Raw genomic sequence first — 18,415 nt, 5'->3', positions numbered from 1 at the left:
ATCAGTGGTTGTCGCAGTACGGAATCAAGGCCAGGAAGCGCGCGCGCTTGATCGCGGCAGCCAGCTGGCGCTGGTACTTGGCCTTGGTGCCGGTGATGCGCGAGGGCACGATCTTGCCGGTCTCGGTGATGTACTGGCGGAGGGTGTTGAGATCCATGTAGTCGATCTCGGTGATGCCCTCGGCGGTGAACTTGCAGAACTTGCGGCGGCGGAAGAACTTGGACATTTCGATAGGCTCCGGGGCTTAGACGGCTTCTTCGCTGGCGCGCTCGGCGCCGACGGACTCACCTTCGGAATCGTCGTCGCGACGACGGCGCTCGGGCTTCTCGTCCTTGCTCTTCAGGATCAGCGAGGCCTCGGTGACCGGACCCTCGCGGCTGATCACCAGGTGACGCAGCACCGCATCGTTGAAGCGGAAGCCCGCGACCAGCTCGTCGAGCACGGCCTGCGAGATTTCCACGTTCATCAGCACGTAGTGGGCCTTGACCAGGTTCTCGATCGGGTAGGCCAGCTGGCGACGACCCCAGTCTTCGAGGCGGTGAATGGCGCCCTTGTCGTTCTCGATCAGCGTCTTGTAACGCTCGATCATCGCCGGGACCTGTTCACTCTGGTCCGGATGGACCATGAACACGATTTCGTAATGACGCATGGATGACTCCTTGTGGATGACGCTCCGGCGCTCGCCGGCGCGAAAGCCTCCCGCCGGCGGCGGTGAGGCAAGGTTGCCCGCGCAGGGCGCAGGCAAGCCGCGCACGATAGCGCAAGCGCTTGAGGCTGGCAAGAATGGGCGCGAGTCGCGGCGTGCCGCCGCCCTGCGTCCTAGTCCGCGGTAGTGAAACTCTCGCCGCAGCCACAGGCCGCTGCTGCCTGCGGGTTGCGGAAAGCGAACTGCTGGTTCAAGCCCTGGCGCACGAAATCGATCTCAGTGCCTTGGACCAGCGGCAGGCTCTGGGCGTTGATCAGTACTTTCACGCCGTCCTGCTCGACCACGGTGTCGTCGGCGTGGATCTCGCGCGCCACGTCCACGGTGTAACCCCAACCGGAGCAGCCGGTGCGCTTGACGCCAAATCGCAGTCCGAGGCTGCCGGGCTCGCGCTCGACGTACTGGCGGACCCGTTCGACGGCGGCGGCGGTCAGGTGGATACCCATGGATTGATTCCTTGTCTGCTGAAGCCGGAACGCCCGGCGCATCGAATGCCGGACCTTCCGCTATGATTGCGGGCTGTCTGCAAGCTTGCAAATCCTTTTCCCAGCGGTGTTCAAGAGGAAGTCATGACGGTGCTCAGCGTGGTGGACGCCCTGCAGGGCGATGAATATGTCGGCCAGGTCGTCAGCGTGCGCGGCTGGGTCCGCACCCGGCGCGATTCCAAAGCCGGGCTGAGCTTCGTCAACGTCTCGGACGGCAGCTGTTTCGATCCCATCCAGGTGGTGGCGCCGGCGGAGCTTTCCAACTACGAATCGGAAGTGAAGCATCTCACCGCCGGCTGCGCTGTGATCGCCAGCGGCGAGCTGGTTCCCTCCGCGGGCCAGGGCCAGCGTTTCGAACTCAAGGCCGAGCGCATCGAGGTGGTCGGCTGGGTGGAGGATCCGGAGACCTACCCGATCCAGCCCAAGCCGCATTCGCTGGAGTTCCTGCGCGAGGTCGCCCACCTGCGCCCGCGGACCAATCTGTTCGGCGCGGTCACCCGCATCCGCCACTGCCTCGCGCAGGCGGTGCACCGCTTCTTCCATGAGAACGGCTTCTACTGGATCAACACGCCGATCGTCACGACTTCGGATGCCGAAGGCGCCGGCCAGATGTTCCGCGTGTCGACGCTGGACCTTGCCAACCTTCCGCGCACCGACAAGGGCGCGATCGACTTCAGCCGCGACTTCTTCGGCAAGGAAGCCTTCCTGACCGTGTCGGGCCAGCTGAACGTCGAGGCCTATTGCCTCGCGCTCAGCAAGGTCTACACCTTCGGCCCGACCTTCCGCGCCGAGAACTCCAACACCACCCGCCACCTGGCCGAGTTCTGGATGATCGAGCCCGAGATCGCCTTCGCCGATCTCAACGACGACGCCAACCTGGCTGAGGCCTTCCTCAAGTACCTGTTCCGTGCGGTGCTGGAAGAGCGTGGCGATGATATGGCCTTCATCGCCGAGCGGATCGAGAAGACCGCGATCAGCCGCCTGCAGAACTTCATCGACGCGCCCTTCGAACGCATCGACTACAGCGAGGCGATCACGCTGCTGCAGAAATCGGGCCGCAAGTTCGACTTCCCCGTCGAGTGGGGCCTCGACCTGCAGACCGAGCACGAGCGCTGGCTCACCGAAGAGCACGTTGGCCGCCCCGTGGTGGTGATGAACTACCCCGAGCACATCAAGGCCTTCTACATGCGGCTGAATGACGATGGCCGCACCGTGGCCGCGATGGACGTGCTGGCACCGGGCATCGGCGAGATCATTGGCGGCAGCCAGCGCGAGGAGCGCCTCGACCTGCTCGACAAGCGCATGGCCCAGTTCGGCCTCGATCCCGCGCACTACCAGTGGTATCGGGATTTCCGCCGCTACGGCACCGTGCCCCACGCGGGCTTCGGCCTCGGCTTCGAGCGGCTGGTGGTCTACACCTGCGGGCTGTCCAACATCCGCGATGCCATCCCCTACCCGCGCGCACCGGGCCAGGCGGAGTACTGAGGCCGGCGATGGACATCCTCAGCATGTTCCTGCTGCTGCTGGTGACCGGCATCGGATTGTCAGGTGCGACCGGCTACCTGATCTTCGGGCCGCTGGCGTACCGCCACCTGCAGGACCGCAAGGCCACCGTGGGCGGGCACGCGTTTTCGCCGGCCTATCTGGGTTTCCTGCTGCAGGGCCGCTTCCGCGCGCTGCAGGATCGCAATCTCAACGGCTTGGCGACGCCGGCCCAGGTGCTGCTGTGGTGCGCGATCTTCGGCATCGTCGGCGCCGTCGTGCTGCTGCTGGTGCTGTGAACGCGGAATGGAGGGAGGCTGCACGATGAGCACGGATGAAAGCGCGATCGCCCGCCAGTGGTGGGTCGCCAGCCTGGGCAAGACCCTCATCTGGGCGCGCCTTGACCTGCTTTCGGAGGGCACTGCGCGGGTGCTCGATTGCGACGGCCGGCACGTCGCCTACGACAGCGAGGAGTCCGCGCGCGCCGCGCTGCTCGACGCCGAGTTCCGGGCCTACGACGGGCTTGACGCCGAGGATGCTGAAAGCCTCGGCTTCTCGCTGGAGGCCGTGCAGCCACCGACCGCCGATACCGATGAAGCCCTGCGCGAACTGATGGTGCAGCAGCTCGGCAAGCACTGAACGTTTTCGTCCAGCACACAGCGTCGCTGTCCTGCGCTGCGAATCGCTGCCAAGCAAAGGGCCGCCCGAGGGTGGCCCTTTGCTTAGGGCAACGCTGAAGAATTCAGCGTTGTCGCGCGCCATGGAGGGCGCGCCTGCGGAGCGAGCACGTCAGTGCTTGATCCAGCCAAAGCGAGTCAGGACCTGTGCCGGACTCGCGACGACTGATCAAGGCCAGGATGGACTTGATCAGTGTTGCCTTGGCACATCCTGCAGGTTCCCTCAGAGATCGCGAGCCACGCGGAAGCCCAGGCGCGCATTGGTCGTGGTCGGCGAGGCGGTCAAGCGGAAGGCCGAGCGCGCCTGGTCCGGCGAGCTGGCCCAGGAGCCGCCGCGGATCACCCGGCGGTTGCAGCCCGCGTTGACCCAGGCCGAGCCGTCAGTGGGCGCACGCTGGAAGTTGTCGTGCCAGCAGTCCTCCACCCACTCGGAGACGTTGCCGTTGATGTCGTGGATGCCGAAGCGGTTGGCTTCGTAGCTGCGGATCGGCGCTGGGCCCCAGTAGCCGTCCGAGTAGTCGGGGAACGCGTTGACCCAGTTGCGACGGGTGTCGCTGCGATCGCCATCGCCGGTGAGGTTGCCAACCAGGCGCGTCGGGTTGCCCTCGCCCCAGGGGTAGCGGGTCTGCGTGCCGGCACGGAGCACATACTCGAACTCGGCTTCCGAGGGCAGGCGATAGGTCTTTCCGGTCTGCTGCGAAAGCCAGTCCGCATAGGCTTTGGCGTCGACCCAGGAGACGTGGATGACCGGCATCTCGGCGGCCGCGCTGCGGCCATTGTGGTCGCTCTGCCAGGTCACCCCGCTGCGCGCGGTCATGCTGCCGCTGCGCTCATCGTAGATCGTCGAACTGCCGTTCTGCACCGAGCTGGGCGTGTAGCCGGTGGCGTTCACAAACGCGCGGAACTGGCCGACCGTGACTTCCGAGCGCGCGAGCGCGAAGCCCCGCTGGATGCGAACCTGGAACCGCGGCCCCTCATTGCCCTTGCGGTCGGGCTCGTTCTCCGGGGAGCCCATCTGGAAGCTGCCGACGGGAATCACCACCAGCTCGGGTGCGGTGCCGCCGCCCGCGAGCGGATCGCTGATGCTTTGGCCGGGCCTGAGCGAGGCGTAGCTGCGGGCGTTCTCGATGGCGACTCGCAGCTGTTCGGCGCCATCACTGCCTGCCGATTCGGGGTCCAGTTCGCCCAACAACCGCTGCGCCTCGTCGAGATTGCCGGCCTCAAGTGCTGCATTGCCCTGCTGCAGCAGTTCGCGGGCGCGCTGCTCGCGCAGCTCGACCACCCGAGCACTGGCATCCTGGACGGCTTCGGAGCCCGGGGCGACGCGTCCGGCGTCCGCGAGCATGCGTTCGGAGTCCGAGAAGTTGCCGGATTCCGCCGCCGTGGCAGCGCGCTCGACCAGCAAGCGTTCCACTCGGGCCAGTCCTTCCTGGGCGCCCGAGTTGTTCGGATCGCCCCGCAGGATCTGCCGGTAGATCTCGGACGCGTTGTCGCCTTCCGGCGCCACCAGCTGCCCTGCCTGTTCCAGCCGCTGCGCTTCCGCGAGCAGGGTCGCCACTTCGCGGCCTGACTCCAGCTTGGCACGCAAGGATGCCAGGCCCGGATTGTCCGGGCGCAAGGGCCCGACCACGCCAGCGATACGCACGGCCTCGTTGAAGCGCGCCTGCGCGAAAGCCTGCTCGCCGCGTTCCAACAGGGCGGTAACGACGCGGTCGATGCCTGCCCTGCCCTCGGCGTTGTCGGGTTCGTTCTGCAGCACGGCCGTGAACAGTGCCAAGGCGCTGTCCTCGCCCTGGTCCAGCCGACCCGCCGCGAGTGCGCGATCCGCATTGGCCAGCGTCTCCGCAACGTTGAAGTTGGGCAGCGGCGCGTACTCGGGCGTCCACTCCTGGGCCACGGTGGCGTCCATCAGGCGGCGGCGCATGCCGCTGCCGGCCTCGCCATCGGTCGAATCAGGCTCGGCTTCGGTGGCTGCAGCGCTGGACTGCGCAGACTCAGCCACGGCGGGCTGCTGCCCCTGCGGCTCTGCACCGCCGCACCCCCCCAGCAACAGCACGAGCGCGGCCATGCCGCCGCCCTTGGAGATGAAACCCTTCGACACTCTTCCTCCTCCCCGCCCCTGTGCGGGATTGTTGGATCGGCGGGGCGCGTCATCGGCCCCGGCTTCACGCCGTTCTGATACGGCCGACCCGCGATCTTGCGGGCCCCGCGCCCCGGATGAGCGTGATGGAGTTCAAAGGATGCGGGCAAAGCGGCTATCGTTGCGGCTTCTTTGTGCCGGAATCCGAGCGAATGAAGTGGATCGACAGCCCCGCGGATGCGAGCTGCCTGCAGGACTGGCATGAGGCCGGGCCGGTGGCGATGGACACCGAGTTCATGCGCGAGAAGACCTTTTACCCGGAGCTGGCACTGGTCCAGCTCGGGCGCCCCGGAGACGTCCTGCTGCTGGATGCCCCGCGGCTGGGCCGGCTGCCGGCGATGGTCGCGCTGCTGCAGGCGTCCTGCCTCAAGGTCATGCACAGCGCCAGCGAAGACCTGCAGGCCCTGCACCACGCCTATGGCGTGCTGCCGGCGCCGCTGTTCGACACCCAGGTGGCTGCAGGCCTGGTGGGCCTCGATCCCTCGATGAGCTACCAGAAGCTCGTCGCCGAGCTGTGCGGCGTCCCGCTCGAGAAGGGCGAAACCCGCTCCGACTGGCTGCGCCGTCCCCTGAGCGAAGCCCAGCTGCACTACGCCGCCGATGATGTGCGCTATCTGCTGGAACCGCATGCGGAACTGGCTCGCCGGCTCGAAGCGCTGGGCCGCCGCACATGGTTGGACGAGGACTGCCAGCGCGCGATCGAGCAGGCCGTAGGCGCCGATGATCCGCATCCGCATCTCGCCGTGCGCCCGGCACAGGGGCTTCCGCGCGGCCAGCAGGCCCGATTGCGTCGACTGCTGCGCTGGCGCGACGGACAGGCGCGTGCCGGCAACCGTCCTCGCAGCTGGGTGCTCGATCCGGGTCTCGCGCTTGATCTGGCTCAGCGAGCCCCACTGGACCGTGGCGCTTTCGAACAGCTGCTGGACCGCAATCCCAAGTCCCCGCGCAAGCGCCGCGATGAGCTGTTCGAACTGGTCAACGCCGAGCCGAGCGCAGAAGAATTGGACATCCCGCTGGCCGAGTTGCCGGATCCGCAGGAGCGAGATCAGCTGCGACGCCTGCAGCAGGCGGTGACATCGATTGCCGCTGCGCTTGGCATCCATGAGTCGGTACTGGCCTCGCGCAAGCATCTCGAAACCCTCCTCCGTGAGGGGCGTTGGTCAAGTCATCTGTCCGGCTGGCGTCGCGGTCTGCTGGAGTCGAAGCTGGTGCCGCTGCTGCCGGAGTCGCGGCGCGCCGCCGCGGCTGGCTGAGCGAACTGGTGTCGCCTCGGAAGCGTTGGCCGGGCCTCTTGGCAGCCGTCGGGGCAGCGTCTATCATGCGGCGCTCGTGGGGCGGTAGCTCAGCTGGGAGAGCGCTGCGTTCGCAATGCAGAGGTCGGGAGTTCGATCCTCCTCCGCTCCACCAGAACAGAAACAAAAAAGGCCACCGTTCGCGGTGGCCTTTTTTGTTTTCCCGGTTTGTTTCCCCGGGTCCGGCACGGCACCGTGCCCATCCTGGCGCCCCCGGCGCGATTCGAACGCACGACCTTCCCCTTAGGAGGGGGACGCTCTATCCAGCTGAGCTACGGGGGCTTGGGCCGCGGATTCTGCCATGCCGCGTCACCTCGCGGCGACCTCGGCAAGGGCGACCGGTGGGGCCTGTAGTAAACTGTCAACTCAGTCGCGCCCGCTCGGGCTGCAGACACTCTCTCGCTTCCTCGCAGGTATTCCGCATGAGCTCCCAGCTGCTGCAGGCCCTTGGCCTGTCCGCCGTCAATTCCGGCACCTATCTTGGCAATGGCGAATGGTCGACCACTACCGACGCCGGTGTGCTGCAGTCGATCAATCCGACCACCAACGAACTGATCGCTGAAGTGCATGCGAGCAGCGAGGCCGACTACGAAACCGTGATCGCGCGCGCGCAGGCCGCCTTCAAGGTCTGGCGCACCACCCCTGCCCCGCGTCGCGGCGAAGCCGTTCGCCTGTGCGGTGAGGCGCTGCGCCGCCACAAGGACGCGCTGGGCTCGCTGGTCGCGCTGGAGATGGGCAAGAGCAAGCCCGAGGGCGATGGCGAGGTCCAGGAAATGATCGACATCGCCGACTTCGCGGTCGGCCAGAGCCGCATGCTCTACGGCTATACCATGCACTCCGAGCGCCCGGGCCACCGAATGTACGAGCAGTACCATCCGCTCGGCCTGGTCGGCATCATCAGCGCCTTCAACTTCCCGGTGGCGGTCTGGGCTTGGAACTCGTTCCTCGCGGCGATCTGCGGCGACATCTGCATCTGGAAGCCGTCCAACAAGACGCCGTTGACCGCGATCGCCTCGATGAAGATCTGCAATGAGGCCCTGCGCGAAGCCGGGTTCCCGGACATCTTCTTCCTGATCAACGACGCGGGCATCGAACTGGCCCAGCGCTTCGTTGACGACCGCCGCATTCCGCTGATCAGCTTCACGGGTTCGACCGAAGTCGGCCGCACCGTCGGCGAGCGCGTGGCGCGCCGCATGGGCCGCAGCCTGCTGGAGCTGGGCGGCAACAACGCCATCATCCTCGACGAAACGGCCGACCTGAAGCTGGCCGTGCCCGGCATCGTGTTCGGTGCGGTCGGTACCGCCGGGCAGCGCTGCACCACCACCCGCCGCCTGCTGGTGCACGAATCGATCTACGACTCCGTGCTGGCGACGCTTGTGAAGGCCTACAAGCAGGTCGAGGGCAAGATCGGCGACCCCACCGACCCGGCCAACCTGATGGGCCCGCTGAACAGCCGCGGCGCCGTGCAGCAGTTCCTGGCGGCGATCGAGAAGGCCAAGGCCAACGGCGGCAAGGTCGAAACCGGTGGTACCGCGATCGATCGCCCTGGCAACTTCGTGCTGCCGACCATCATCACCGGGCTGAAGAACAGCGACGAGGTCGTGCAGCACGAGACCTTTGCGCCGATTCTCTACGTCATGAAGTTCAAGACCCTGGACGAGGCCATCGAGATGCAGAACGGCGTGCCGCAGGGTCTGTCGTCCTCGATCTTCACCCAGAACCTGAAGGCAGCCGAGCAGTTCCTGTCGGCGGCCGGCTCGGACTGCGGCATCGCCAACGTCAATATCGGCACTTCGGGTGCCGAGATCGGCGGTGCCTTCGGCGGCGAGAAGGAGACCGGCGGCGGTCGCGAATCCGGCTCAGACGCCTGGAAGGTGTACATGCGCCGGCAGACCAACACGATCAATTATTCGGACGCCCTACCTCTGGCACAGGGCATTCGCTTCGACATCTAGTGAGCTTGGCGGCGCGGTCGTAGTCGACCATGCCGCCCTCTTGGCGCCGGGTATTGGGGAGTACACGGCAGCGAGGGATCCGGGCTCTGTTTTCCGCTTCAATGGGGATGGCAGCAGGCGCGACACCGGTGGCCTTGCGGGCTCCGGGTCACGGCGGTCGCCCCGTTTACCGATCCAGGATCCAGCCTCCCCATGTACAGCTTTGCCCGCCCCCTGCTGATGATGATGGACGCCGAACGCGCCCATGACCTCGCCCTGTCGGGGCTGTCGGCCATGTACCGGATGGGTCTCAATCCGCTGGTTGCGCAGCGCTCCAAGCCAATGCCGGTCAAGCTGTGGGACATCGAGTTCCCGAATCCGGTCGGCCTTGCCGCGGGGCTCGACAAGAACGGCAGCCACATCGACGCTCTCGGCGCACTGGGCTTCGGCTTCATCGAGATCGGCACGACCACGCCGCGTCCGCAGGAAGGCAACCCCAAACCGCGGATGTTCCGGCTGCGCTCGCATGCGGCGGTGATCAACCGAATGGGCTTCAACAACGCCGGCGTCAACGCGCTGCTGGCGAACGTCGAGCGCAGCCGCTTCCGCGGCGTGCTCGGCATCAATATCGGCAAGAACAAGGACACGCCCAACGAGCGTGCCTTCGACGACTACCTGTACTGCCTGGAGCGCGTCTATCCGGCGGCCAGCTATGTCACGGTGAACATCTCCTCACCCAATACCGCCGGCCTGCGCGACCTGCAGGGGGCCGATGAACTGCATCGCCTCCTGAGCCAGCTGCGTGAGGCGCAGGAGCGGCTGGCGGCCAAGCATCGCCGACATACGCCGATCCTGATCAAGGTCGCCCCCGATCTCAGCGATGAGCAGATCGAGCGCATGGGCCTGATCCTGGCCGCGGCGCGGGTAGACGGCGTGATCGCCACCAACACCACGGTCGATCGCCTGCCCGTGGAAGGCCATCCGCTGGCGAACGAGGCGGGCGGCCTGTCCGGCCGGCCGCTCTATGGTCGCTCCACCTGGGTGCTGCGCCATCTGCGCTCGCACCTGCCCGCCTCGATCCCGCTGATCGGCGTTGGTGGCATCCACACCGGCGCCGACGCCGTTGGCAAGATCACCGCAGGCGCGAACCTCGTGCAGCTGTATACCGGCTTCGTGTACCGCGGCCCGATCCTGATCCGGCAGTGCGTGGAAGCCATCCGTCGCCGCCGCGAGCAGCCGGTGCGCGGCCTGTCGAGATGAGCTCAGGCGTCCTCTGGCAGTCGGATGTGCCGCTGCAGTCTCTGAATACCTTCGGCGTGAAGGCGCTGGCGCGGCGCTTCTGCCGCGCCAGCAGCGAAGCCGAGCTGAAGGCTGCCGCCGCCGACTGTCGCGATCGCGGCGAGGTACCGCTGATCCTTGGCGGCGGCAGCAACCTGTTGATCGTCGCCGATCTCGAGGTGCCGGTGATCCAGCCGCAGCTGCGCGGCATGTCGGTGAACGCCCTCAATCATGAGCTGAGCGAAGTGGAAGTGGCCGCAGCCGAGCCTTGGGACGCGGTGGTCCGATTCGCCTGCGAACACCGCCTCTGGGGTATCGAGAACCTTGCATTGATTCCCGGCGCGGCCGGCGCGGCGCCGGTGCAGAACATTGGCGCCTATGGCGTCGAGCTCAAGGACTCGCTGGCCTGGGTCGACGCGCTCGACCTGCACGACGGCTGCGTCCAGCGCATGGGCGCGGAGCGCCTGGCGCTCGCCTATCGCGACAGCCGCTTCAAGCAGGAGCCGGGCCGTTGGGTGATCCTGCGCCTTGGCCTGCATCTGCGGTCTGTCGCCCGCCCGCGACTTGACTACGCGGGCTTGCGCGAGGCCCTTGGTGAGCCAGTCGCACTCACCCCGGAGGACGTTGCCGAGGCGGTGCGCGGCATCCGCCGCCGCAAGCTGCCGGATCCGGCCGTGCTCGGCAATGCCGGCAGCTTCTTCAAGAACCCCGAGGTCGCGTGGACACGCGCCGAGGCGCTGCGCGGCGAGTTCGCCGATCTGCCCCTGTTCCCCGGCAGTCGAGCCGGCCTGTCCAAACTGTCGGCGGCCTGGTTGATCGAGCGCGCTGGTTTCAAGGGCTACCGTCGCGGCGATGCGGGCATCTCGGCGCAGCATGCCCTGGTGCTGGTCAACCACGGCGAGGCCAGCGGGCAGGAACTGCTGGCACTGGCGCGCGAAGTGGCCGCCGGGGTCGAAGCGCGCTTCGGGGTTCGACTGGAGCCGGAGCCGATCGTCCTCGGCGCCGATTTCCGGTCTCAGGTATGAGCGCAGGCTCCGAAGCTGCAGCCCAGGTCTGGCGGGCGGTGCTGCTGATGCTGGCCAGCGCCTGCCTGTTCGGCTGCATGGCCGTGGTGATCCGGCTTGCGTCCGCGCAGCTGCATCCCTTCGAGATCGCCTTCTTCCGCAACCTGTTCGGCCTGGTCTTCGCCCTGCCCTTGCTGCTGCGCCACGGCAGCGGACTGCTCAAGACCTCCAAGCTGCCTCTGTACGTGTTCCGCTCGGCCATCGGCATCGTCTCGATGCTCTGCGGCTTCTGGGCGATCGTGAACCTGCCGCTGGCGCAGGCGGTGTCTCTGTCCTATTCGACGCCGCTGTTCGTGACCATCGGTGCGGTGCTGGTGCTTGGCGAAGTCGTGCGTGCGCGACGTTGGACCGCGGTCGCGCTGGGCTTCGTCGGCGTGATCCTGATCCTGCGGCCGGGGGCGGAGTTCAGCCCGGGCGTGCTGGTGGCCCTGCTGGCGGCGGCGCTGAGCGCAGCGGTGGCGATCAGCATCAAGTTCCTTTCGCGCACCGAGAAACCGGACGCGATCGTGCTCTACACGACCCTGCTGTGGGTGCCGATGTCGCTGCTGCCGGCCCTGTGGGTGTGGGAGAACCCGCAGGGCGTCACCTGGCTGTGGATCGTGCTGGCCGGCTTCTTCGGTACGGCCGGCCACATGTGCTGGGCGCGTGCGCTGAAGCTTGGCGAGGCCTCGATGCTGACGCCGATCAGCTTCCTGCAGGTGCCGATCGTCGCCGCTGCCGGCTACCTGCTGTTCGAGGAGTACCTCGACGCGTGGATCGTCGCCGGCGCCGCCATCATCTTCTTCGCCAATGCCTACATCGCCCACCGCGAGGCGCAGCTGGCACGACGCGCGGTGACCGACCCCGAGATCGCGCGGGAGCCGCCCGCGCCGCGCTGAGCGCGGCGTGACGCGTCAGGGTCCGTCAGTGGGGCGCGTACAGGAACAGAGCGATCAAGGCAGCAGCGATGCCGGCGGCCGCCAGGATCAGCCATCCGAAGTTGAAGCTGCGCGGCGGCTCCGCCAAGGCCGCTGCCGCGGCGGCGGAAGCGGCGGCCTGATTGACCTCCATCGCGCGCATTGGCTTGACCGGCGTATGTGGATCGTCGCGCCGCCCCGGCCGCAGTCCCGGCGCCTCAAGTACGAAGCGCGCGCTGCCGACCCGCAATTGATCGCCAGGCAGCATCCAGCCGGCGGCCAGCGGATGGCCGTTGAGCTCGAACGCGGGCGCGTCGGATGCCATCGACTCTGCGAGCACCAGGCAACGGTCGCCGTACCAGTGCAGGCGCAAATGGATGGGGGCCACGCCGTCCTCGTCGATTCCGATATCGGCACCTTCGCTGCGGCCGAGGCTGAGGCTGGGCGCGAAGCCGAAGCTGCGTCCGAACTGTGGCCCGGACACCCCGCGCAGGACGACCTTCGGACCGCCGGGGCGCGCTGCCGCGCCAGCATCGTGCAGCGGCGGCAGCGCCGCGGTCGACAGGGCGCCCTGCACCTGCACGCGCACGCGGTTCAAGGTCAGCACGTCACCCGGTCTCAGCAGGGCAAGGCTGCGCACGGGACGTGCGTTGACATAGGCCAGGGCACCCGGCGCCAGCCGCAGCGCACAGAGGCGGCGCTCCGGCTGCAGATCGATGCGGGCGTGTGCGGGCTTCAAACCCGCAGCCGGCAAGCAGACACTGTCGTCAGGCTCGGAGCCGATGCTCACGCTGCCGCGAGTCAGCTCCAGACCGGGATGCTCGCCGTTGGGAAATGTGAAGCGCATGCGGCATCCTAACGCGTGCTTCGGCCTTCATCTAGCAGCCTGTCAGGCTGCGCGGGACGAAGGTCGAAGCACGCTGCGAGCTGCGAAACCCGCCGGTCCGCGTCCCATCGCGACCGTGGGACGGCTGCCCGCGGATCGTCCCTGCCCTGCCACGCTGCGAGAGTGCCCCCGCCCATGCCGAGTATCCAGATCTCACGCCGACACACCCGCTCGATGAAGGACGCCCGCGTGGCAATCGAGCACGTGGCCGAGAAGCTCGCCGAGAAGTTCGCGGTCGAGTACGCATGGGAGGGCAACACCCTGCACTTCGAGCGCATGGGCGTGAACGGCAATATCGCGCTCGGTCGCGGCAAGGTGGACATCGCCGTGCAGCTGGGCTTCCTGCTGTCGGCGCTGCGCGGCCCCATCGAGGCCGAGATCCATCGTTACATCGATCGCGAGCTCAGCCCGGAGGAATGAGCGGAAGCTTCAGCCAGCAGGCTGTTTGAAAACAGCCTGCTAGCCCGGCGGGCGGATGTCGATCGCGGCCTCGAAGTCGTAGACGATCCTCACCGTGTCGGCGCGGCGGCCGCCGCTGGTGGATGTCAGCAGGCGCGGCAGACCGCTGCCCTTGCAGACCGCCATCTCGGTCGTACTGTCGTTGCGAATGCCCATGAACTTGCCGCTGCTGGTGTAGCGGTAGGTCACTGCATCACAGCCCTCGACCACGCCCTCGCCCACCCGCTCGACCTGCTGCAGGCTCTGCTTGCCCTGCTCGATCGCATCCGCGCTGTAGGCCTCGGCCATCTGCGAGACGTTGACCGGCATCCGCATCCAGCTGCCGTTGACGCGCATCCAGGTGCCCTGCGGCAGCATGACCATCTCGGTCTCCGGCGAGCGCATGTGGAAGCTCGACGGCAGCTGCACGTCGATCTCCTGGCTCTGGGTACGGCCGCGGCTTTCGGTGCTCATCTGCATCCGGTAGCTGCCGCGGGCCATGGTGTTCTCCCAGGCGGCAATGACCTCGTCGCGCGCGTCGGCGCGGGCGGCGTCGGCGCCGAGGCAGAGGACAGCGAAACTGCAGAGAAGCGTCAGGGTGCGATGCATGGGCGGCTCCAGTGGTTGCGCACGGTGGCGGGGCTCGGACGTGGCCCGGGACCCGGCTCGATTCGAGAGCTGTGTCCGCAGGTACGCAAGAGTACGGAGAAGCGCGGCCAAACCCGACATTCGTGCGCGCACAATACTTCGCTGCAGCGCAGGGTGTGGCCGACGATTCTCCGGGCTAGAATGCGCGGCTTCCCGGGTTCGATTGCGCATCCGGGCGTTTCCACGCAACGGGCTGCCCCCGCCCCACCGGAGTCTGCAATGATCTTCGAAACCCTGTCGCGCACCGGCCATGAGCAGGTCGTGTTCTGCCACAACGCCGATGCCGGCCTGAAGGCCATCATCGCCATCCACAACACCGTGCTGGGCCCGGCGCTGGGTGGCACCCGCATGTGGAACTACGCGAGCGACGAGGAAGCGCTGAACGACGTGCTGCGCCTGTCGCGCGGCATGACCTACAAGGCCGCGGTGTCGGGCCTGAACCTGGGCGGCGGCAAGGCGGTGATCTGGGGCGACCCCAACAAGGACAAGTCCGAGGCCCTATTCCGCGCCTTCGGTCGCTTCGTCAATTCGCTGAACGGTCGCTACATCACCGCCGAGGACGTCGGCATCGACGTCAACGACATGGAGTACGTGCTCAAGGAGACCGAGTTCGTCACCGGCGTACACCAGGTCCACGGCGGCTCGGGTGACCCCTCGCCCTTCACCGCCTACGGCACCCTGCAGGGGCTGATGGCCGCGATGAACGTCAAGCATGGCCATGAGGAAGTCGGCAAGCTGAGCTACGCCGTGCAGGGCGTCGGTCACGTCGGCATGGAGTTCGTCAAGCTGCTGCGCGAGCGCGGCGCCAAGGTCTATGTCACCGACATCAACCAGAAGGCGGTGGCGCGCGCGGTCGAGGAGTTCGGCTGCGAGGCCGTGGGCCTCGATGAAATCTATGACGTGCCGGCCGACGTGTTCTCGCCGACGGCGCTGGGCGGCACCCTCAACGAGAAGACCATCGACCGCATCAAGGCCGGCATCATCTGCGGTGCGGCCAACAACCAGCTGGCCACCGATGCGATCGGCGACGAGCTGCACCGCCGCGGCGTGCTGTACGCGCCGGACTACGCGGTCAACGCCGGCGGCCTGATGAACGTCTCGCTGGAGATCGACGGCTACAACCGCGAGCGCGCCATGCGCATGATGCGGACGATCTACTACAACCTCGGCCGCATCTTCGAGATCAGCGCCCGCGACAACATCCCGACCTACAAGGCCGCCGACCGCATGGCCGAAGAGCGCATCGTCGCCATCGGCAAGGTCAAGCTGCCGCACATGGGCAACTCGGCACCGCGCTTCCTGGGCCGCATGCGCAACGGCTGATCCGCCGAGCGCTGACGCGATGCGCATGCCCGCTGCGGCATGCTCGTCGCGTCAGTGTCCTGCCCGCTTCTCGTCCACCCTGTGCGAGCGCACGCTGGCGCCCGCACGCAACATCACCGGAGCCAGCCCATGCGAGCCTTTGAACTCGGCGAAGACATCGACAGCCTGCGCGAGGCCGTGGCCCGTTTTGCCGCCGCCGAGATCGCCCCGCGCGCCGAGGCCATCGACCGCGACAACGCGTTCCCGATGGACCTGTGGCGCAAGCTGGGCGAGATGGGTCTGCTCGGCATCACCCTGCCGGGCGAATACGGCGGCTCTGAGATGGGCTATCTCGCACACCTGGTGGCCATGGAGGAGATCTCCCGCGCCTCGGGTTCCGTTGGACTGTCCTACGGCGCGCACAGCAACCTCTGCGTGCAGAACCTCTACAACCACGGCACCCCCGAGCAGCGCGAGCGCTTCCTGCCCAAGCTGTGCAGCGGCGAGTTCGTCGGCGCGCTGGCGATGAGCGAGCCCGGGGCGGGCTCGGACGTGGTCGGCTCGATGGCCTGCCGCGCGGAGCTGCACGGCGACACCTGGATCGCCAACGGCAACAAGATGTGGATCACCAACGGCCCCGACGCCGATGTGCTGATCGTCTACATGCGCACCGCCGACAAGTCGGAAGGTTCGCGCTGCATGACCGCCTTCCTGGTCGAGAAAGGCATGAAGGGATTCAGCACCGCGCAAAAGCTCGACAAGCTCGGCATGCGCGGGAGCAACACCTGCGAGCTGGTGTTCGACAACTGCGAAATCCCGGCCGCCAACGTGCTGGGCGAGGTGCATCTCGGCGTCAAGGTGCTGATGTCCGGCCTGAACAGCGAACGCCTGGTGCTGTCCGGTGGGCCGATCGGCCTGATGCAGGCGGCGATGGACATCGTGCTGCCCTACGTGCGCGAGCGCCGCCAGTTCGATTCGCCGATCGGCCGCTTCGGCATCATGCAGGCCAAGATCGCCGACATGTACACGGCACTGCAGTCCTCGCGCGCCTTCGCCTACTCGGTGGCGCGCGAGTACGACCGCGGCGTGCGCTCGCGCGTCGATGCCGCGAGCTGCCTGCTGCATTCGTCGGAGTCAGCGGTGAGGGTGACGCTGGAAGCCATCCAGACCCTGGGCGGCAACGGCTACATCAACGACTACCCCACCGGCCGCCTGCTGCGCGACGCCAAGCTCTACGAGATCGGCGCCGGCACCAACGAGATCCGCCGCATGCTGATCGGACGAGAGCTGTTCGAGGGGCGGTTCTGAAAAGGCCGGGAATCGAGATTCGGGATTCGGGATTCGTCGGCTTGAGCGTGAGGCCTGATCGCTGATCCCGCTTTACCGCTTCGCAGATTCGCAGAGCATCTGCAGCGTCAAGCTGACGACTGCATAGGGTGGGCCCTGGCCCACCGGAGCTGAACGCTCGCCCCAGTCACTGACCGAAGCGCGGCACCGAATGGCCGCGCCTGGTTGCCGCGCCTCACTCCCCCAGCGGCAGCACTTCTGCAGAGGGCGTGTAATCGCCCACGACGTCGGCATTTGCCGGCACCTGGAAGCGGAAGAAGCCCACCTCGAATCGAGGATTGCGCTGCCACTCGCTGAAGCTGATGCGCGTGCGCTGACCCAGCGAATCGATGAACTCCATGCGCGCCAGGGTCTGTCCGTCGATGCCGAGCAGCGCGGTGCGGATCTGTGCGTCCTCCAGCTTGGATTCCAGCTCGATCCACTCCAGCCCGTCGCGCCGGCCGGCACTCTTCGAGTTGAACTGCCGCTGCCGCTCTTCAGGGTCGATCAGCGCCAGCAGCGGGCTCTGCTGTTCGTCCTCGATCTGCCGGCGCACCGTCACCTGCTCCAGGTCCGGGTCGTAGATGAAGAGGTGCTCGCCATCGGCGACGATCAGCTGCGGAAACGGGGTCTCGTACTCCCAGCGCAGCTGGCGCGGCACGGCCAGCGCGATGCTGCCGCTGGTCTGCTCCTTGAGGGTGCCGTTCTGGTCCAGCACCTGCTGCTCGAAGCGCCCCTGCAGGCCGCTGAGGTTGGCGGTGAAACCCTCGATGACGGTCTCGGCGTCCGCAGCGAGCAGGGGCAGCGAGGCGAGGCTGAGAACGCAGGCAGCGATGAAGCGCATGGGCGCGGATCCGTTTCGGTGGAAGGCGCGCGGAGTCTGGACCGCGCGCGCTTAATCGATGCCTGACAGGCGAAAAGGCGTCGAGGAACTTCAGTCGCCGCGCGGCGGCACAAGCACGGTGCGGTCGCCATTGTGCTCGGGCGGGCTGACGATGCCGGCGGCTTCCATGGCCTCGATCAGGCGCGCCGCGCGGTTGTAGCCGATCTTCAGCCGGCGCTGCACGCCGGAGATCGAGGCCCGGCGGGTTTCCATGACCACCTGCACCGCCTGGTCGTAGAGCGCGTCGGCCTCGGGGTCACCGGACTTGAATTCCTCCGGCAAGCCCGTGGCGCCGACCACCACGCCATCACCCAGGGTCTGCACTTCGTCGAGCACGCCCTCGAGGTAGTCGGGGCCGCCGCTGATCTGCCGCAGGTGCTCGACCACGCGATGCACTTCCTCGTCGCTGACGAAGGCGCCGTGCACGCGGTCCGGCATCGCCGTGCCCGGCGGCAGGTAGAGCATGTCGCCGTGGCCCAGCAGGGTCTCGGCGCCGGACTGGTCGAGGATGGTGCGCGAGTCGATCTTGGAGCTGACCTGGAATGCGATGCGGGTCGGGATGTTGGCCTTGATCAGGCCGGTGATCACGTCGACGGACGGACGCTGGGTGGCGAGGATCAGGTGGATGCCGGCCGCACGCGCCTTCTGCGCGAGACGCGCGATGAGTTCTTCCACCTTCTTGCCGACGATCATCATCATGTCGGCGAACTCGTCGATGATCACGACGAGGTAGGGCAAGGTCTCCAGTGCGCGCGGCGCCTCGCCGAGCTCCGGGTTCGGCTTGAACAGCGGGTCCATCAGCGGCTGGCCGGCGTCGATGGCATCGCGCACCTTCTTGTTGAAACCGGCGAGGTTGCGCACGCCGACCGCAGCCATCAGCTTGTAGCGGCGCTCCATCTCGGCGACGCACCAGCGCAGGCCGTTGGCGGCCTCCTTCATGTCGGTGACCACCGGCGCCAGCAGGTGCGGGATGCCCTCGTA

At 67.2% G+C, this 18,415-nt stretch carries 19 protein-coding genes and 2 tRNA genes; 12 read left to right on the top strand and 9 right to left on the bottom strand.

The annotated features are described in order from the left end of the window. Position 1: 1 nt before the first annotated feature. The 3 genes from rpsR to Q0654_RS05740 all read right to left on the bottom strand — a co-directional run bounded on the left by rpsR (position 2) and on the right by Q0654_RS05740 (position 1,149). Positions 2-226, bottom strand: coding sequence for a 30S ribosomal protein S18 (gene rpsR, locus Q0654_RS05750; protein ID WP_298851436.1), 225 nt, complete (start codon positions 224-226; stop codon positions 2-4). 18 nt (positions 227-244) lie between these two features. After that, positions 245-649, bottom strand: coding sequence for a 30S ribosomal protein S6 (gene rpsF, locus Q0654_RS05745; RefSeq protein WP_298851434.1), 405 nt, complete (start codon positions 647-649; stop codon positions 245-247). Between the two features lie 170 nt (positions 650-819). Further along, complete coding sequence (locus Q0654_RS05740; protein WP_298851432.1) at positions 820-1,149, bottom strand: iron-sulfur cluster assembly accessory protein; 330 nt, start codon at positions 1,147-1,149, stop codon at positions 820-822. A gap of 123 nt (positions 1,150-1,272) precedes the next feature. On the opposite strand from Q0654_RS05740, the gene asnS reads away from it, so the two are divergent. From asnS to Q0654_RS05725, 3 genes are read left to right on the top strand one after another with little or no spacing between them, the layout of a single operon-like run. Continuing rightward, on the top strand, positions 1,273-2,673 hold the full coding sequence (asnS, locus tag Q0654_RS05735) for an asparagine--tRNA ligase (RefSeq protein WP_298851429.1): 1,401 nt from the start codon (positions 1,273-1,275) through the stop codon (positions 2,671-2,673). An 8-nt stretch (positions 2,674-2,681) separates the two neighbouring features. Beyond that, positions 2,682-2,969 (top strand): hypothetical protein, encoded by a 288-nt coding sequence (locus Q0654_RS05730; protein ID WP_298851427.1) that lies wholly within the window; start codon positions 2,682-2,684, stop codon positions 2,967-2,969. 25 nt (positions 2,970-2,994) lie between these two features. Further along, positions 2,995-3,309: a hypothetical protein gene (locus tag Q0654_RS05725; RefSeq protein ID WP_298851425.1), complete on the top strand. Its 315-nt coding sequence runs from the start codon at positions 2,995-2,997 to the stop codon at positions 3,307-3,309. 261 nt (positions 3,310-3,570) lie between these two features. Here the strand turns inward: Q0654_RS05725 and Q0654_RS05720 are convergent, their stop codons facing one another. Then, a complete protein-coding gene (locus tag Q0654_RS05720; protein ID WP_298851423.1) occupies positions 3,571-5,448 on the bottom strand; it encodes a formylglycine-generating enzyme family protein in 1,878 nt (625 codons plus the stop codon). 191 nt (positions 5,449-5,639) lie between these two features. Between Q0654_RS05720 and rnd the strand changes: the two genes are divergently transcribed. Together rnd and Q0654_RS05710 are read left to right on the top strand one after the other, a co-directional pair. Further along, complete coding sequence (rnd, locus tag Q0654_RS05715; RefSeq protein ID WP_298851421.1) at positions 5,640-6,740, top strand: ribonuclease D; 1,101 nt, start codon at positions 5,640-5,642, stop codon at positions 6,738-6,740. 78 nt (positions 6,741-6,818) lie between these two features. Then, positions 6,819-6,894 (top strand) — tRNA-Ala (locus Q0654_RS05710). Between the two features lie 90 nt (positions 6,895-6,984). Here Q0654_RS05710 and Q0654_RS05705 read toward each other — a convergent pair. Then, positions 6,985-7,061: transfer RNA gene (locus tag Q0654_RS05705), tRNA-Arg, on the bottom strand. A gap of 140 nt (positions 7,062-7,201) precedes the next feature. Between Q0654_RS05705 and Q0654_RS05700 the strand changes: the two genes are divergently transcribed. From Q0654_RS05700 to Q0654_RS05685, 4 genes are all read left to right on the top strand, one after another. Further along, positions 7,202-8,734, top strand: coding sequence for an aldehyde dehydrogenase family protein (locus Q0654_RS05700; protein WP_298851419.1), 1,533 nt, complete (start codon positions 7,202-7,204; stop codon positions 8,732-8,734). Between the two features lie 192 nt (positions 8,735-8,926). Beyond that, positions 8,927-9,973 carry a quinone-dependent dihydroorotate dehydrogenase gene (locus Q0654_RS05695; RefSeq protein ID WP_298851417.1) on the top strand — a complete coding sequence of 349 codons (1,047 nt, stop codon included), beginning with the start codon at positions 8,927-8,929 and terminating at the stop codon, positions 9,971-9,973. Next, the gene (gene murB, locus Q0654_RS05690) at positions 9,970-11,016 is read left to right on the top strand and encodes a UDP-N-acetylmuramate dehydrogenase (protein ID WP_298851415.1); all 1,047 of its coding nucleotides are present in this window, start codon (positions 9,970-9,972) and stop codon (positions 11,014-11,016) included. Before Q0654_RS05695 ends, murB begins: the two co-directional genes overlap by 4 nt. After that, complete coding sequence (locus Q0654_RS05685; RefSeq protein ID WP_298851413.1) at positions 11,013-11,933, top strand: DMT family transporter; 921 nt, start codon at positions 11,013-11,015, stop codon at positions 11,931-11,933. The genes murB and Q0654_RS05685 overlap by 4 nt, the downstream gene beginning before the upstream one ends. A 25-nt stretch (positions 11,934-11,958) precedes the next feature. Here Q0654_RS05685 and Q0654_RS05680 read toward each other — a convergent pair whose 3' ends face one another. Then, positions 11,959-12,798, bottom strand: coding sequence for an FHA domain-containing protein (locus Q0654_RS05680; RefSeq protein ID WP_298851411.1), 840 nt, complete (start codon positions 12,796-12,798; stop codon positions 11,959-11,961). A gap of 174 nt (positions 12,799-12,972) precedes the next feature. On the opposite strand from Q0654_RS05680, the gene Q0654_RS05675 reads away from it, so the two are divergent. Further along, positions 12,973-13,257, top strand: coding sequence for a polyhydroxyalkanoic acid system family protein (locus Q0654_RS05675; RefSeq protein ID WP_298851409.1), 285 nt, complete (start codon positions 12,973-12,975; stop codon positions 13,255-13,257). Positions 13,258-13,296: 39 nt separating this feature from the next. Here Q0654_RS05675 and Q0654_RS05670 read toward each other — a convergent pair whose 3' ends face one another. Beyond that, positions 13,297-13,884 (bottom strand): hypothetical protein, encoded by a 588-nt coding sequence (locus Q0654_RS05670; RefSeq protein ID WP_298851406.1) that lies wholly within the window; start codon positions 13,882-13,884, stop codon positions 13,297-13,299. Positions 13,885-14,142: 258 nt separating this feature from the next. On the opposite strand from Q0654_RS05670, the gene Q0654_RS05665 reads away from it, so the two are divergent. Beyond that, a complete protein-coding gene (locus Q0654_RS05665) occupies positions 14,143-15,246 on the top strand; it encodes a Glu/Leu/Phe/Val dehydrogenase dimerization domain-containing protein (protein WP_298851404.1) in 1,104 nt (367 codons plus the stop codon). A gap of 129 nt (positions 15,247-15,375) precedes the next feature. Continuing rightward, positions 15,376-16,533: an isovaleryl-CoA dehydrogenase gene (locus tag Q0654_RS05660; RefSeq protein WP_298851403.1), complete on the top strand. Its 1,158-nt coding sequence runs from the start codon at positions 15,376-15,378 to the stop codon at positions 16,531-16,533. Between the two features lie 214 nt (positions 16,534-16,747). On the opposite strand, the gene Q0654_RS05655 is transcribed toward Q0654_RS05660, so the two are convergent. Beyond that, the gene (locus Q0654_RS05655) at positions 16,748-17,395 is read right to left on the bottom strand and encodes an outer membrane lipoprotein carrier protein LolA (RefSeq protein ID WP_298851401.1); all 648 of its coding nucleotides are present in this window, start codon (positions 17,393-17,395) and stop codon (positions 16,748-16,750) included. 90 nt (positions 17,396-17,485) lie between these two features. Continuing rightward, on the bottom strand, positions 17,486-18,415 hold a 930-nt coding region (locus tag Q0654_RS05650), incomplete at its 5' end, for an FtsK/SpoIIIE domain-containing protein (RefSeq protein ID WP_298851399.1).

This window comes from uncultured Aquimonas sp., assembly GCF_937888285.1.
Classification (GTDB): Bacteria; Pseudomonadota; Gammaproteobacteria; order Xanthomonadales; family Xanthomonadaceae; genus Aquimonas.
The sequence above is the reverse complement of the archived record's forward strand: the minus strand, read 5'-3'. Positions and strand labels throughout refer to the sequence as shown.